At 61.3% G+C, this 15,115-nt stretch carries 16 protein-coding genes; 7 read left to right on the plus strand and 9 right to left on the minus strand.

Annotation, left to right across the window (positions count from 1 at the left end; genetic code table 11):
• Window positions 1–11: 11 nt before the first annotated feature.
• From K0P33_RS14160 to K0P33_RS14175, 4 genes are all read right to left on the minus strand, one after another.
• On the minus strand, window positions 12–1,256 hold the full coding sequence (locus tag K0P33_RS14160; protein WP_094952695.1) for a saccharopine dehydrogenase family protein: 1,245 nt from the start codon (window positions 1,254–1,256) through the stop codon (window positions 12–14).
• Between the two features lie 28 nt (window positions 1,257–1,284).
• The gene (locus tag K0P33_RS14165; protein ID WP_094952696.1) at window positions 1,285–2,382 is read right to left on the minus strand and encodes a carboxynorspermidine decarboxylase; all 1,098 of its coding nucleotides are present in this window, start codon (window positions 2,380–2,382) and stop codon (window positions 1,285–1,287) included.
• Between the two features lie 72 nt (window positions 2,383–2,454).
• Window positions 2,455–2,982, minus strand: coding sequence for a hypothetical protein (locus K0P33_RS14170; protein WP_242155794.1), 528 nt, complete (start codon window positions 2,980–2,982; stop codon window positions 2,455–2,457).
• Window positions 2,979–4,088: a saccharopine dehydrogenase NADP-binding domain-containing protein gene (locus tag K0P33_RS14175; protein WP_242155796.1), complete on the minus strand. Its 1,110-nt coding sequence runs from the start codon at window positions 4,086–4,088 to the stop codon at window positions 2,979–2,981. The genes K0P33_RS14170 and K0P33_RS14175 overlap by 4 nt, the downstream gene beginning before the upstream one ends.
• 171 nt (window positions 4,089–4,259) lie before the next feature.
• Here K0P33_RS14175 and K0P33_RS14180 point away from each other — a divergent pair, with 171 nt between their 5' ends.
• From K0P33_RS14180 to K0P33_RS14210, 7 genes are all read left to right on the plus strand, one after another.
• Window positions 4,260–5,279 (plus strand): LacI family DNA-binding transcriptional regulator, encoded by a 1,020-nt coding sequence (locus K0P33_RS14180; RefSeq protein ID WP_094952698.1) that lies wholly within the window; start codon window positions 4,260–4,262, stop codon window positions 5,277–5,279.
• A complete protein-coding gene (locus K0P33_RS14185; protein ID WP_094952699.1) occupies window positions 5,263–6,267 on the plus strand; it encodes an ABC transporter substrate-binding protein in 1,005 nt (334 codons plus the stop codon). The genes K0P33_RS14180 and K0P33_RS14185 overlap by 17 nt, the downstream gene beginning before the upstream one ends.
• The gene (locus K0P33_RS14190; RefSeq protein WP_242155797.1) at window positions 6,268–7,086 is read left to right on the plus strand and encodes an ABC transporter permease; all 819 of its coding nucleotides are present in this window, start codon (window positions 6,268–6,270) and stop codon (window positions 7,084–7,086) included.
• Window positions 7,083–7,877, plus strand: a complete 795-nt coding sequence (locus K0P33_RS14195) for an ABC transporter permease subunit (RefSeq protein ID WP_094952701.1) — start codon at window positions 7,083–7,085, stop codon at window positions 7,875–7,877. The genes K0P33_RS14190 and K0P33_RS14195 overlap by 4 nt, the downstream gene beginning before the upstream one ends.
• Window positions 7,874–8,905, plus strand: coding sequence for an ABC transporter ATP-binding protein (locus K0P33_RS14200; protein ID WP_094952702.1), 1,032 nt, complete (start codon window positions 7,874–7,876; stop codon window positions 8,903–8,905). The genes K0P33_RS14195 and K0P33_RS14200 overlap by 4 nt, the downstream gene beginning before the upstream one ends.
• A 9-nt stretch (window positions 8,906–8,914) precedes the next feature.
• Window positions 8,915–9,748, plus strand: coding sequence for a phosphodiesterase (locus K0P33_RS14205; protein ID WP_242155799.1), 834 nt, complete (start codon window positions 8,915–8,917; stop codon window positions 9,746–9,748).
• A gap of 137 nt (window positions 9,749–9,885) precedes the next feature.
• On the plus strand, window positions 9,886–11,205 hold the full coding sequence (locus tag K0P33_RS14210) for an OprD family porin (RefSeq protein WP_242155801.1): 1,320 nt from the start codon (window positions 9,886–9,888) through the stop codon (window positions 11,203–11,205).
• A gap of 44 nt (window positions 11,206–11,249) precedes the next feature.
• Here the strand turns inward: K0P33_RS14210 and K0P33_RS14215 are convergent, their stop codons facing one another.
• From K0P33_RS14215 to K0P33_RS14235, 5 genes are all read right to left on the minus strand, one after another.
• Window positions 11,250–11,666, minus strand: coding sequence for a hypothetical protein (locus K0P33_RS14215; RefSeq protein WP_242155803.1), 417 nt, complete (start codon window positions 11,664–11,666; stop codon window positions 11,250–11,252).
• Between the two features lie 45 nt (window positions 11,667–11,711).
• Window positions 11,712–12,179, minus strand: coding sequence for a GNAT family N-acetyltransferase (locus K0P33_RS14220; RefSeq protein ID WP_242155805.1), 468 nt, complete (start codon window positions 12,177–12,179; stop codon window positions 11,712–11,714).
• Entirely contained in the window at window positions 12,176–12,562 is a 387-nt protein-coding gene (locus tag K0P33_RS14225) for a GFA family protein (protein WP_094952707.1), read from the minus strand. Before K0P33_RS14225 ends, K0P33_RS14220 begins: the two co-directional genes overlap by 4 nt.
• Window positions 12,563–12,664: 102 nt before the next feature.
• Window positions 12,665–13,753, minus strand: coding sequence for a polyamine ABC transporter substrate-binding protein (locus K0P33_RS14230; RefSeq protein ID WP_242155807.1), 1,089 nt, complete (start codon window positions 13,751–13,753; stop codon window positions 12,665–12,667).
• 19 nt (window positions 13,754–13,772) lie between these two features.
• Window positions 13,773–15,062, minus strand: a complete 1,290-nt coding sequence (locus K0P33_RS14235; RefSeq protein WP_242155809.1) for an FAD-dependent oxidoreductase — start codon at window positions 15,060–15,062, stop codon at window positions 13,773–13,775.
• Window positions 15,063–15,115: the final 53 nt, after the last annotated feature.

A 15,115-nucleotide genomic window follows, 5' to 3' on the forward strand; every position in this document is an offset into this window, starting at 1 on the left:
GCCACGGCCTTTTAGGCAATCGCATCCCAAGCACGGTCACCGTTCTCGTCTTTAATTCGAGTCGGCAGCCCCATCACGTCCAGCGCTTTGAGGAACGGCTCCGCTGGCAGTTCCTCGACGTTGGCCATGTGTTTCACATCCCACTCGCCACGTGCAACCAGCAGCGCTGCGGCCACCGGTGGTACGCCTGCGGTGTAGGAGATGCCCTGGCTGTCGGTTTCGGCAAAGGCTTCTTCGTGATCAGCCACGTTGTAGATGAACATCTCACGTGGCTGGCCATCTTTGGTGCCTTTGACCAGGTCGCCGATGCAGGTCTTGCCGGTGTAGCCTGGGGCGAGCGAAGACGGGTCGGGCAGTACGGCCTTGACCACTTTCAACGGCACCACTTCCAGGCCTTCGGCGGTGGTGACCGGTTTTTCGGAGAGCAGGCCGAGGTTTTTCAGCACGGTGAACACGTTGATGTAGTGTTCGCCGAAGCTCATCCAGAAACGCACGTTGGGCACGTCGAGGTTTTTCGACAGCGAGTGCACTTCATCGTGGCCGGTCAGGTACAGGTTTTGCGAACCGACTACCGGCAGGTCGTCGGTACGTTTGACTTCGAACATGGTGTTACTGGTCCACTGGCTGTTCTGCCAGCTCCACACCTGCCCGGTGAATTCGCGGAAGTTGATTTCCGGGTCGAAGTTGGTGGCGAAGTATTTGCCGTGGGAGCCGGCATTGACGTCGAGAATGTCGATCGAATCAATGCGGTCGAAATGCTGTTGCTGCGCCAGCGCGGCATACGCGTTGACGACACCCGGGTCGAAGCCCACGCCAAGGATGGCGGTGATGTTCTTCTGTTTGCACTCTTGCAGGTGGTTCCACTCGTAGTTGCCGTACCACGGCGGGGTCTCGCAGACTTTGCCCGGCTCTTCGTGGATGGCGGTGTCGAGGTACGCAACGCCAGTATCGATGCAGGCGCGTAGCACCGACATGTTGAGGAAGGCGGAACCTACGTTGATGACGATCTGCGAGTCGGTCTCGCGGATCAGGGCCTTGGTCGCTTCCACGTCCAGGGCGTTCAGCGCGAAGGCTTGGATGTCGGCGGGAACCTTGAGGCTACCCTTGGCCTTGACGCTGTCGATGATGGCCTGGCATTTGGAGATGTTGCGCGACGCGATAGCAATACGACCGAGTTCGTCGTTGTGCTGCGCGCACTTGTGGGCCACCACCTTGGCGACACCTCCTGCACCAATGATAAGAACGTTCTTTTTCAATTGCTTTATTTCTCCTATATCCGCCAGCTTACGAAAGGCTGGACAGGTAGTCGTCGTAACCAAATTCACGAACCACCTCGACTGTACCGTCGAGTTGTTTCACTACGATGGACGGCATTTTCAGGCCGTTGAACCAGTTTTTCTTGACCATGGTGTAGCCTGCGGTGTCGATGAACGACAGCCGATCGCCGATGGCCAGCGGACGATCAAATTGATACTCGCCGAAGATGTCCCCGGCCAGGCAGGATTTGCCGCACACCATGTAGGTGTGTTCGCCCTCGCTCGGAGCCAGCTTGGCGTTGAGGCGGTAGATCAGCAGGTCCAGCAAGTGGGCTTCGATGGAGCTGTCGACCACGGCGAGGTTTTTGCCGTTGTAGAGGGTGTCGAGCACGGTGACTTCCAGGGACGCACTGTTGGTGATCGCCGCTTCGCCGGGTTCCAGGTAGACCTGCACGCCGTACTTCTCGGAGAACGCCTTCAAACGGGCGCAGAACGCGTCGATTGCGTAGCCTTCACCGGTAAAGTGAATGCCGCCGCCGAGGCTGACCCACTTGACCTTGTGCAGCAACTCACCGAAGCGTTCTTCGATGGTGCCCAGCATCTTGTCGAACAGGCTGAAGTCGCCGTTCTCGCAGTTGTTGTGGAACATGAAGCCGGAGATCTGTTCGATCACGCCTTCGATCTTCACCGGGTCCCACTCGCCCAAACGGCTGAACGGGCGCGCCGGGTCGGCCAGCAAGTAGTCGGAGCTGCTCACCTGTGGGTTCACACGCAGGCCACGGGTCTTGCCCTCGGAGCGCTCGGCAAAACGCTGCAGCTGGCTGATCGAGTTGAAAATGATCTTGTCGCAGTTATCCAGCATCTCTTCGATTTCATCGTCGGCCCAGGCCACGCTGTAGGCGTGCGCTTCGCCTTCGAACTTCTGGCGGCCGAGCTTCAACTCATACAGCGACGACGAGGTGGTGCCGTCCATGTATTGCTGCATCAGGTCGAAGACCGACCAGGTGGCGAAGCACTTGAGCGCCAGCAGAGCCTTGGCGCCGGACTGTTCGCGCACGTAAGCAATCTTCTGCATGTTGACCAGAAGTTTCTGTTTATCGATGAGGTAGTACGGCGTTTTGATCATTTTTGAGAGCCTGCGGCGGTGCCTGCCAAAAAAGGACACGCATTGTGCCCGCACTTGGATCAGATCGAAAGGTTAGCGGGCGGATTTTGCCGCGATTCGATTCACGGTCGCCGGTGACTCTGGCGAAACTTCGTGACTGTTTAACGTATGGCTGCGCAAATACGCCGCCATGGCGGCGAAGCGTTGACGGGTTTCGTGCTCGAACAGGCGGTTGGCCAACGGGTTCAGCAGCCAGCCGAGCCAGCGCGGGCGCAGGCCGACGTTAAAGGTATAGATCAGCTCCGAGGTGGCGCCATCCAGGTCGCGATGGCGCATGGACGCCGACCACTGGTCGAACCAGCCGGCAGGTTCCACCAATACCGCGGCAGCCACCTTGCCCGGCACGTAGTTGACGAAGCGCGTGCGCAGGGCGAAATAGCGCTTCCAGCCACGCCCCTGGTTGAAGGTGATCGCGCCTTTATAGGGATGGCTGCCACCGCCTTCGACACCGGCGCGCGACAGCAGCGTGTCCCATTGCATACGCACGCTGTGGTTGTGGAACGCCTCGAAGGCGTCGGCGGCGCTGGCCGGCATGACCAAGGTGATGCGGCGTTGGCTCATGGCGCGTCCTCGATGATGGCGGTGGTGAAGCCCCAGCGCTCGAACTCGGCGGTGAACTCATCCAACTGCAAAAAGCCCAGGCACGCGAACGCGCCGGTTTGCGGCAGCTGTTTTTTTGCCAGCTTGAGCGCGATCAGCAAGGCCGCCATGCACGGGATCTCCGGGCCGTCACCGCCCGGCGCGGTCAGGTGCCAGGTCAGGGTACCCAACTGGCCGTTGCTCCGCAGGCCCTGCACGCGCACTTGCATGGCGCCGGTCGGGCTGCCGAAGCGGTCGAGAAAACGGCTGGAAAATGCATCAAGCTGTGCGGCGTAACGGCTGATCGGCAAGGGCACGCCGAGGCGGCGCAGCGCGGCGGCGAACCACAGCGCTACGTGTTGGACGGGCAGTTCCAGCGCCGCATGAAAGGCCACGTCGCGTACGCCGGGATAGCGCTCTGGGAACAGCGCCAAGTCCGGCACATCACACGCCGCGCCCCAGCGCTTACCGATGCTTTCGAAGTGAAAGCGACGCAGGTTTTGCCAACCAAATTGTCGTGTCCAGGCGCCGCCATTCCAGCGTTCGAACCCAAGGCCGGCATAGCCAAACACCGCCTGGATGGTCGCAACCCCACGCACGGCTTGTTGGCCGGGGGCGATCACGGTCTGGATACTGTCGATGCGCGTAAAGGATTGGGCCAACTGATCGACCACCGCCGAGGACAACCCCGGCACGCTGCTGGCACCGGAAATGGCCAGCACGCCGGCGGCTTTCGCTTCGGCATCGACATTGGCGGCGAACTCGGCGACAAACGCGCGGCCATCGGCCAGGTCCAGGTAATGCGCCCCGGCCGCGCAGGCTGCCTTGGCGACGCGATAATCCTGGCCTTGAAAGGGCCCCGCGCAGTGAATCACCAGATCAGGTTTGGCGCCCGCCAGGCGCTGTTCGAAGTCGGCGGCGCCAATGTCCAGGGGCAGGGTCGCGACCTGTTGGCCGTCGCTGAGGGTGTGCAGGCCTGAGTGTGAGCGGCGGCTGGCCGCAATCACTTCAATGCCAGGCTCCGAGGCCAGACGCCGACAGATACGCAGCCCGAAGTTGCCCAGGCCTCCAATGACGATGACACGCATGATTCATCCTTGAGCAATAGGGCAGGGTGCGCAGTATAAAGGCAGATGATCTGCGGGGCGCTAGCGCGGCAGCACATTCGGCCGACATCAAACCGTCATCTGTCCACCACTTTGCTGCCATATTCCGCCGTTACTGTCCTCGCCAATGAGATCGATCTCAAGCGAGTGACAATGACTGACCTGAAAGACGTTGCGCAGCTGGCCGGCGTATCCCGCGCCACCGCCGCCCGCACCTTTGCTTCCCCCGACCAAGTGCGCCCGGCCACCCGTGAGCAGGTGTTCGCCGCCGCCCGCGAGCTGGGCTTTCGACCGAATCTGCTCGGCCGCCAACTGCGCCTGCAAACCACCCAGCTGATTGGCGTGGTGGTGCCCAACCTGCTCAACCCGGTGTTCGCCGAACAGTTCCAGGCCATGGAACGTGCCGCCCGGCTGCGCGGCTACAGCCTGGTGCTGGCGACCACCGACTACAGCAGCGAACGCGAGAGCATCGTGGTGGAGGAACTGCTGCGCCAGCGCGTCGACGGTTTGGTGCTGACGGTGACCGATGCCGAAAGCAATAGCGTGCTGAACAGCCTCGCCAGCGAACAAACGCCGTTCGTGCTGGCTTATCACCAACCGAGCAACCCCAACTACAGCGCCGTGTCGGTCGACAACCGTGCAGGTATGGCCCTGGCCACACGTTATTTGCTGGAAGCGGGGCACCGGCGCATCAGCATGGTCGCCGGCCCCGCGTTGCAGTCCGACCGGGCCCGCCTGCGTTACGCCGGCTATTGCGACGCGATGCGCGAGTTCGGTGTGGACAGCCGCCCGGTGATCGAAATGCCGGCCCACACCCAGGCCGAGTTCAAGGTGATCGAGCCGTTCCTCCAAGGCCCCCACGCGCCCACCGCGCTGGTGTGCTCCAACGATTTCCTGGCGATCAGCTTGATCGCTGAGCTGCGCCGCAACGCCTGGAATGTGCCCGAGCAACTCTCGGTAATGGGCTTTGACGGCATCGCCCTCGGCACCCAGATGCACCCGACCCTGTGCAGCGTGGTGCAGCCCATCGGGCTGCTGGCCAGCACCGTGATTGATCAACTGCTGGCGCAAATTGCCGGTAACGCTCCGATTTCCCATTGCCTGCCGTGCCATATCCGGCCCGGCGAAAGCACTCAACCCCTTGAGGAGACACTTGATGCGCGCGTTCAGTAAAACCCTGGCAGCCGTGCTGCTGTGCGGCATGGCCCACCTGGCCCAGGCGGCCGAAACGGCGATTTGCTACAACTGCCCACCCGACTGGGCTGATTGGGGCAGCCAACTCAAGGCCATCGCCGCCAACACAGGCGTGCAAGTGCCACTGGACAACAAGAACTCCGGGCAGTCCCTGGCGCAGTTGGTGGCGGAGAAGGCCGCGCCGGTGGCTGACGTGGTGTATTACGGCGTGACCTTCGGCTTGCAGGCGCAAAAAGCCGACGTGGTCGGCACCTACAAACCCAAAGGCTGGGAGCAGATTCCCGCTGGTTTGAAAGACCCGACCGGCCATTGGTTCGCGATCCACACCGGCACCTTGGGCATCATGGTCAACGTCGATGCGCTGGGCGGTTTGCCGGTGCCGCAAAGCTGGGCCGACCTGCTCAAGCCTGAATACAAAGGCATGGTCGGTTACCTCGACCCGTCCAGCGCGTTCGTCGGCTACGTCTGCGCCGTGGCGATCAACCGTGCCCTGGGCGGCGACCTGGATAACTTTGCCCCGGCCATCGACTACTTCCAGAAGCTGGCGAAAAACGCGCCCATCGTGCCCAAGCAAACCGCCTATGCGCGGGTGCTGTCCGGTGAATTGCCGATCCTGGTGGACTACGACTTCAACGCCTACCGCGCGCGCTACAAGGACAACGCCAACGTCGCGTTCGTGATCCCCAAAGAAGGCAGCATCAGCGTGCCGTACGTGATGAGCGCGGTGGCCAATGCGCCGCACCGCGCCAACGCTGAAAAGGTCCTCGATTTCGTGCTTTCCGAGCAAGGCCAGGCCCTCTGGGCCAAGGCCTACCTGCGCCCGGTGCGCCCAATGAAAATGCCGGCCGACGTCGCCGCGCAGTTCCTGCCCGACAGCGACTACGCCCGTGCCGGCGTGGTGGACTACGAAAAAATGGCCGCTGTGCAGGAAGCCTTCGCCGCCCGTTACCTGAACGAGGTCAAGTAAGTGGCAGCATCGGCAAAACACGCCGCCTGGGCATTGGCCCCGGCCTTTGCGGTGCTGTTCGCGTTCTGGCTGCTGCCGCTGGCGCACTTGGTAGTGCTCGGCGCCGAGAGCCGCGACAGCCAGGGCAGCGGTTACTGGCAGGTGCTGAGCAGCGCGCAGTATTTGGGCAGCTTGGCGCAGACCTGTGTGCTGGCCGTTTTCGTCACGCTCACAGCGTTACTGATCGGCGGCATCAGCGGCGTGTTTCTCGCGCGTCAGCAGTTCTTTGGGCGTTCGGCGTTGGTGGCATTGCTCACCTTTCCCCTGGCGTTTCCTGGCGTAGTGGTGGGCTTCCTGGTGATTCTGTTGGCCGGGCGCCAAGGCCTGTTTGCCGCCCTGGGCCTGCAACTGGCCGGTGAGCGCTGGATCTTCGCGTACTCGCTGGTGGGGCTGTTTGTCGGCTACCTGTACTTCTCGATCCCGCGGGTGATCCTCACGGTGATGGCCGCGTGCGAAAGCCTCGACCGCAGCCTGGAAGAAGCCGCGCATTCGTTGGGGGCCGGGCATTGGCGCGTGGTGTGCGACGTGATCGTGCCTGGCCTGGCGCCCGCGCTGGCGTCCTGCGGAGCAATCTGCTTCGCCACCTCCATGGGCGCCTTCGGTACGGCTTTTACCTTGGGCACGCGGCTTAACGTCACCCCGGTGGCGATCTACAACGTGTTCACCAACTACGCCAACTTTGCCGTCGCCGCCGCGCTGTCGGTGGTGCTCGGTGCAGTGACCTGGGCCGTGTTGCTGCTGACGCGGCGCCTGGTGAAAAACGCGGGGACGGTCCTGTGAAGCGCTCATCGCTGTTCGTGATTCAACTGCTGTTCACCTTGCTGGTGTGCGCGTTCATGTTGGTGCCGGTGCTGATGTCGTTGCTGGCCGGGTTGACGCGTAATTTCTTCGTCGGCCTCTCCAGCGGCCTGACCTTCGACTGGCTGGTGCAGGTGTGGCAGGCCTACTCGCCGACGGTGTGGCTGTCGCTGCAATTGGCCCTGGCCTGCGCGGTGTGCGTCTGCGTGGTCGGCGTGCCGGCGGCCTACGCCCTGGTGCGCATGAACAACCGCTTCAGCCGCGCCTTCGAGGAGTTGATGGTGCTCCCGGTGGCGATGCCGGGGTTGGCCAGTGCGTTGGCGTTGCTGCTGACCTACGGCCAGTTCGGCACGTTCCGCAGCAGCTGGTTGTTCATCCTTGTCGGCCATGTGCTGTTCACCTTGCCGTTCCTGGTGCGCCCGGTGATGGCGGTGATGCAACGCCAGCAACTGCCGGTGTTGGAAGAGGCTGCAGCCAGCCTCGGCGCGGGGCCGATCAAGCGCTTTTTCAGCGTGGTGGTGCCCAACTGCCGGGCGGGGATTCTGGCGGGCGTGCTGATGGTGGTCACCCTGAGCTTGGGTGAGTTCAACCTGACCTGGATGCTGCACACGCCGATGACGAAAACGCTGCCGGTGGGTTTGGCCGACAGCTACGCCTCGGCGCGCCTGGAAATCGCCAGTGCCTACACCCTTATCTTTTTGCTGATGATCGTGCCGCTGCTGATTGCATTGCAGGCCATCAGTGCTCGTTTGTCCCGTGGAGAGCGTCGATGACCGCTATCACTATCCGCCTGCAAAGCTGTCGCAAGGCATTCGCCGACGGCACCGTGGCCGTGCATGACTTGAACCTGACCGTCGAAGGCGGCGAAACCCTGGCGATTCTCGGGCCGTCTGGCTGTGGCAAAACCACCACCTTGCGCCTGATTGCCGGGTTGGAGCGCCCGGATGTCGGCCAGGTATTTTTCGGCGATCAAGACGTCACGCGCCTGCCCATTGAGCGGCGTGATGTGGGCATGGTGTTCCAGAACTACGCGCTGTTTCCCAACCTGGATGTCGCCGGCAATATCGTCTATGGCTTGAAGATTCGCGGCGTGTCAGCGCCTGAGCGCAACAAACGCTGCGAAGAACTGTTGGAGCTGGTGGGCTTGCAGCACCACGGCCGGCGCAGCATCCATGAACTCTCGGGCGGCCAGCGTCAGCGTGTGGCCCTGGCCCGCGCCCTCGCACCGCGCCCCAAAGTGCTGTTGCTGGATGAGCCGCTGGCGGCCTTGGATGCGCAATTGCGCGAGCGCTTGCGCAGTGAGTTGGATCAACTGCTGAGCGGGCTTGGCATCACCTCGGTCTTCGTCACCCATGATCAAGGCGAAGCTATGGCCCTGGGCGACCGCATCCTGGTGATGGAGCAGGGGCGCGTCGCGCAACTGGCCAGCCCACGGGAGATTTACCAGCAGCCGGCCAACGCGTTCGTCGCAGGCTTCGTCGGCAACCTCAATGCTTTTACCGTGCTGGATCGCACCGCCCACGGCTTGAAAGTCTGCGGCGGCGAGCTGCCGTGGCACGCGCTCGATTTGCCGAGCACGGTGTACTGCCGTCCCGAACACCTGCGTGTGATGGAAGACGAAGGGCACCTGCACGGCCACCTGGTGGCGCAATTCTTCCAGGGCGCACAAAGCCGCTTGCTGGTGGATGTCGGCGGCCCGCAACCGCTGCTGGTGGACAGCAGCGACAACCAACTGCACCGCGTCGGCGCGCCGATTGCTCTGGCGATTGCGCCGCACATGTTGTTCACCCTGAATGCGTGAGAGCCTATTTTGAACCGTCCGTTTCTTGTCGCTCAGATCAGCGACCTGCACCTTAAAGCCGGCAACCGCCTGACCTATGGCGTGGTGGATACGTTGGGCGCACTGCGCCGTGCCGTCGACTACCTGAACGCCAGCTACCCACGGCCCGATATTGTGGTGATCAGCGGTGATCTGGTGGACTTCGGCCGCGCCGATGAATACGCCGTGCTGCATCCGGAATTGGCGCGCCTGCACATGCCTTGCTACCTGGTGCCCGGCAACCACGACACGCGTGGGCCGTTACTGGATGCTTTTGGTGATCACCGTTATTTGCCAGCGTCGCCAGACGGCCCTTTGGATTGGGTGGTGGAGGAGCATCCGCTGCGCCTGATCGGTCTCGATTCGACCATTCCCGGTGGTCACGGCGGCCAACTGCTCGACAGCCAGTTGCAGTGGCTTGACGACCAATTGGCGTTGCGCCCTAAGGCGCCGACCTTGCTGATCCTGCATCACCCGCCGTTTATCAGCGGTATCGGCCATATGGACCGCGAACCCTTTATCAATGCCGCCGCCCTGGAGCGCGTCATCGCCCGTCACCCGCAAGTGGAACGCCTGCTGTGCGGGCATCTGCATCGGCCGATGCAACGGCGCTTTGGCGGCAGCTTGAGTTGCGTGTGCCCCGGCACTTCGCACCAGATCGTGCTCGACCTGCAAGACGCCGCGCCCGCGCATTTCAACTTGGAGCCGGCAGGTTATCTGCTGCACCGCTGGGATGAGCAGCAGGGTGTGATCAGCCACAACGGCGTGTTCGGGGACTACCCGGGGCCGTATCCGTTTTATGACGCTCATGGATTGATTGACTGAGGTTTTACGGAGGTTCACTTCACTCAACTAAGCACTTAAACGTTCGTTAACGCGGCGGCCAGCCCAAGTTGGCCGCGTGCATCCTGCTGCCTTTTTTAAGCGCCCGGAACTTGGATTCCGCGCCGGAGTTCGTCCTGATGAAAGCCACTTTGAATGTATTAAGCGTATTGACCGGCGGCCTGGGTATTGCCCTGAGCCCCTTGGCCTCGGCTGATTTCTTGAGCGACAGCAAAGCCAACTTGAACATGCGCAACTTCTACTTCAATAACGACAACCGCGACGGCGCCGCTGCACCGTCGAAGACTCAAGAGTGGGGCCAGGCGTTTATCCTTAACTACCAGTCGGGTTTTACCGATGGCACTGTCGGCTTTGGTTTGGATACCGTCGGCATGCTCGGCGTGACCCTCGACAGCGGCGCCGGCCGCCATGTGGGCAGCTCGATGATCCCCACCGCTGACGGCAAGGCCGCCGACAGCTGGGCGCGTGGCGGCGCGACGGCCAAGGCGCGTGTTGCCAAGACCGAGCTGCGCTACGGCTACCTGCGCCCAAACCTGCCGATCCTGGTGAGCAACGATGGCCGCCTGTTGCCGCAATCCTTCGAGGGCGGGCAGGTCACCAGTAAAGACATCGACAACCTGACCCTGATCGGCGGCCAGCTGCAGCACACCACCGGCCGTGGCTCCAGCGATCGCAGTGGCCTGGCGGCGGCGGGCGGCACCCAAGAGAGCAACAAATTCAACTACGCAGGTGTCGACTATCAAGTGAACAAGGACCTGCTGGTCCAGTACTACTACGCCAACCTCGAAGACTATTACCAGCAGCACTTTGCCGGTTTGATCCATGTATTGCCGCTTGGCGACTACGGCTCATTGAAAACCGACCTGCGTTACTTCAAGACCACCGCAGACGGCAAAAACAGCAACGCCGCCGGGCGTGCCGAAGGGTATAAATTCAGCGGCCACACCAAGAACGGCAGTGGTGAAATCGACAACAACACCTGGAGTGCCGCGTTTATCTACTCCTTGGGCCCACACGCGATCACTGCCGGTTACCAGCAAGTCTCCGACGACAGCAACTTCGCCCAACTCAACCAGGGCGGCCTGGTCAACAAAGGCGAGGGCGGTTCCAGCCTGTACCTCTACACCGACCGCACCGTGCAAACCTTCATCCAGGCCGGCGAACGCACCGTCTTCGCGCAATACGCCTACGACTTCGTCGCACTGGGCCTGCCGGGCCTTAAGGCGTCGGTAATGTACTTGAAAGGCGACCATATCCTCACCACCGCCGGCAACACGGCCAGCGAATGGGAACGGGATATCTCCCTGGATTACGTGGTGCAAAGCGGCACGTTCAAGAACGTCGGGTTCGGCTGGCGTAACGGCGTGTCGCGCAGTGAAGTGGCGCGGGACCAGGATCAGAATCGGGTGTTTGTGAGTTATTCGATTCCGTTGATGTAAGTCGTCAAGTCGCTTGAGCCCCAATTCACCCTTGGGGCTTACGCTTAATCGCTGCTGCAACCCAGCAGAATCCAACGGCGCCCTTGCGCATGAATATCCAACGCGAATTCCCACCACACCGGGTAGCCTGGGTGGCCCTTTGCAAGGTGGAAGGTGTAGATAGCATCGGCTTTATTGACGTGGGCACCTTCCAACAGTTGCTCGACCAGTGCGGTTACTTCACTGCGTTTAGCGGGCAGGTCGATAGGCCCTGCAGCCGGATCACCAGGGTAAAGCAACGACTCAAGAATGTGCGCCCGCGCTTCATCAACACTGATGAGTACACTGCGGGGGGCTTCACATGACGAACTCACCGCTGATTTGAGCACCTCAATCAGCGGTCGATTCGCATCCAGTGGGCCATACAGGTCTATTGAGACGCTGTAGTTATTGCCGTACAGAAGGTGTTCGAGCCTGGGCATGTACTCAGGTCTGCTGTTGTTTATCACCTGCATGCGGTCTCCGAGTCATTGCCGATTGAGGGGGATCAGCGACTTTGCGTGGGTTGCGGTGTTGTCGCCCACGGGGTGGAAACCACAGCGCAGATAAAACTTCATGGCGCTTGGACTCTCCGTGGAAAGACGCACTGCTTGAAACTGTTTAGCGGCGTATTCCAGTAAATAGCTGACTAACGCCCCACCAATACGACGCTTGCGCATCGTTGGATCAACGTATATCCGTCTTAGTCGGCCGGTTTCTGGACCCGCGTATGGGTCGCGGGAAAGACCGCCAACTGCAAGCAATTGGCCGTGACGAAAGACGCCTACAAGGCACTCTCCCGGTTGGTCAAACCGATTTGTGCAGTTTTCCCACTCGGTGATAAGCCGCGTCAGGAACCTGAACCCTTCGGCAACGGCCTGCGCTTCCAGCTCACGGAGCTGCTCGGGAAGCTCTTCGAGCTTGCGTATCGAAAAGGCTTCGCTGGCCGGTGTCATACAGAGTCCTCGCAAAACCAGGCAGCCTTGGATTCAAGGCAGCTGTGCGCCTGATTGCGCGCAACAAAAGGCGTGTCTAGCGTGCCGAGTGCGATGGAAACCCATCCTCGGTAAAGCCCATTGGCATCAGACCAGAATAGCGATGATCCACACCGTGAACAGAATTGGCGAGTAACGCCCTGCGAAGACTCATAGCTTCGAAGCGTATCCGGCGAAGCGTTGACATTCAGCGCTGATTTGGGTGCGCTGGCATACGTGGAGAACGCCGCGCCGTGGCCTTTCTGGCACTTTTTGCAGTGGCAGTGGGTGACGGCTTTTAATCGAGTCGAAACCTGATAGTTGATAGCACCGCATAGGCAACTGCCTTGAGTCACTGCATCCATGTTGGTGGGTCTCCCAAGAAGTACCACCCTAGTTTATTTCAGCGCGCAGAGGCTGTGGTGAATGAGTTGTCGTGGCTCGCAGGTTTTCTGTGGCAGGTGCGCTTAGGTGTTGGTCTTCAACTTGGTCCACAGCCGGGTAGCCAGCCGTGCAATGGCCGGGGGCAGGTCTTCGACGATAAACAACGTGTCCATCACGCTTTTCGGCGGGTAGATCGCCAGGTCCTGCTTAACCGCAGGAGTGAGGAACTCATCCGCCGCGCTGTTGGGGTTGGCGTAGTGGATGCTGTTGCTGATGTTGGCGATCACCTTGGGCTCGAGCAGGTAGTTCATGTAGGCGTAGGCGTTCTTTTCATGGGGCGCGGCCTTGGGCATCACCACCATGTCCAGCCAGAGCGTCGAGCCTTCTTCGGGGATGGAGTAGCCGATCTGAATGCCATTGTTGGCTTCTTTTGCGCTCGTAGCCGCTTGCACTACGTCACCGTTGAAACCGATCACCGCGCAGATATTGCCGTTGGCCAAGTCGCTGATGTACTTGGACGCGTGGAAGTATTGGACGTAGGGCCGGATCTTCAACAGTGCCTGCTCGGCCTGTTTATAGTCGGCGGGTTCATGGCTGTGGTGAGGCAGGCCGAGGTAGTTGAGGGTGATGGGCAGAATCTGCGTGGGGTTGTCGATGATTGCCACGCCGCAGGTACTGAGCTTTTTGATTGTGTCTTCGTCAAAAAACATCTTCCACGAGCGGGTGACGTCGGTGTTGCCGAAGATCGCCTTGATCTTCTCGACGTTGTAGCCGATGCCCGCCGTGCCCCACATGTAGGGGAAGCCGTACTGGTTGCCCGGGTCGTTGACTTCGAGTTTTTTCATCAGCAGTGGGTCGAGGTTTTTCCAGTTCGGCAACTGGCTGCGGTCGAGCTTCTGGATTGCCCCGGCCTTGATCAGCCGTGACAAAAAGTGGTTGGAAGGGCTGACCACGTCGTAGCCGGTGTTGCCGGTCATCAACTTCGATTCAAGCACTTCGTTGCTGTCATGAATGTCGTAGGTGGCCTTGATGCCGGTGGCCTGAGTAAAATTGGTGAGGGTGTCGTCGGCGATATAGCCGTTCCAGTTGGAGATGTTCACTTCTTCAGCGGCATGGCTGGCCGCCGACAACGCGCCGAGTATCATCGCCACCGACAATCGCTTGATGTGCATTGCATTCACCTTTTTTGTTTTAGATTTCTGAACGGGCGCGCACCGCTTCGATGCGCATGCGCAGCAGGGCGCCAAGGTCGAACAGCGGGCGCGGCGGCAACCAGCCCGGTTGCGCACGCTGGATGACCGATTGCAGTAACGGCGAGCTGTGCCCGCAGGCCCACTGCGCCATCAGCCGGCCCCACAAGGTGCCGCGCGCCACGCCGGAACCGTTGCACCCGGCGATGGCGTACAGGTTGTTTTCGACCTTGGCGAAGTACGGTTGGCCCGACCGCGAAGCGCTGAGGTGGCCGGTCCAGGTGTAGTGGATGTCCTGTTCGGTGAGCCACGGGAAGCGTCGTTGCAAACCCCGCACATGGTGCTGGCGGCGTTGCAGCAAGTCGGTGTTGGACAAGTCGCGGGTGCGGTACTCGGCGGTGTTGCGAATCATCACGCGCCGGTCCGGCGTCAGACGTACCGTGGCGCCGAGTGGTCGCGTGGACAGCACGCCCCAGGGCTCGGCGGCGCATTCTTTGTCCGTCAGCGGGCGGGTGAGGCTGGCGCTGAGTTCCATGGGGAACGTGGCGCTGTGGTCCAGGCCTACGCGCGGCACAAAGGCGTTCAGGCACACCAGCACGTGCCGCGCTTCAATACTGCCGCCAGGGCTGGTCGCGCGAATGCTGCCGTTGCCCATGCGCTCAAGGCCGCTGATGTCGGTGTGTTCAAACAGGCTGACCGAGGCCGGTAACGCCGCCAGCAAACCCTTCACGTACTTGGCCGGTTGCAGCAGGGCGTTGCCATTGCCGCACCAGATACCGGCCTGGTAATGCGCGGTGCCGAGCTTCTGGTGCAGCGCGTCGCCTTGCAGAAATTGTGCAGAAGCGCCGAGGGCGAGCAAGGTGGCGAGTTTGCTGTCGACGTGATCGAGCTTATCGGCGTCATGCACGGCGAAGAAGTAACCGTTGTCGCGATAGTCGCAGTCGATGGCATGGCGAGCAATGCGTTGGCGCACCTCGTCACTCGCCGCGCGGGAGATCGCGGTGTCCACCTCAAAACCGTCGAAGCCCACATCGCCCAGCAACTCGCTTTCGGTCGGGTGTTCGTGCGCCACCACAAACCCGGAGTTTCGCGCCGAGGCACCTTGCGCCGCGCACTGGCGGTCGACGATCACGATACGTGCATCGGGGTGCAACTCGGCCAGGCTGTGAGCCGCGCAGAGCCCGGTGATACCCGCGCCGATCACCAGCCAGTCGGCCTGCTGTGTACCTTTCAAGGCGCTGCGGGCGGGCAGGGGTTGGGTTTGGGCGATCCAGCCACAGATATTGTCCACGTTTACCTCGGCTGCATGCGTTGATCGCATGGATGATTTAAGTCGATGGCTGG

The organism is Pseudomonas sp. ArH3a (assembly GCF_022648765.1).
GTDB lineage: Bacteria > Pseudomonadota > Gammaproteobacteria > Pseudomonadales > Pseudomonadaceae > Aquipseudomonas.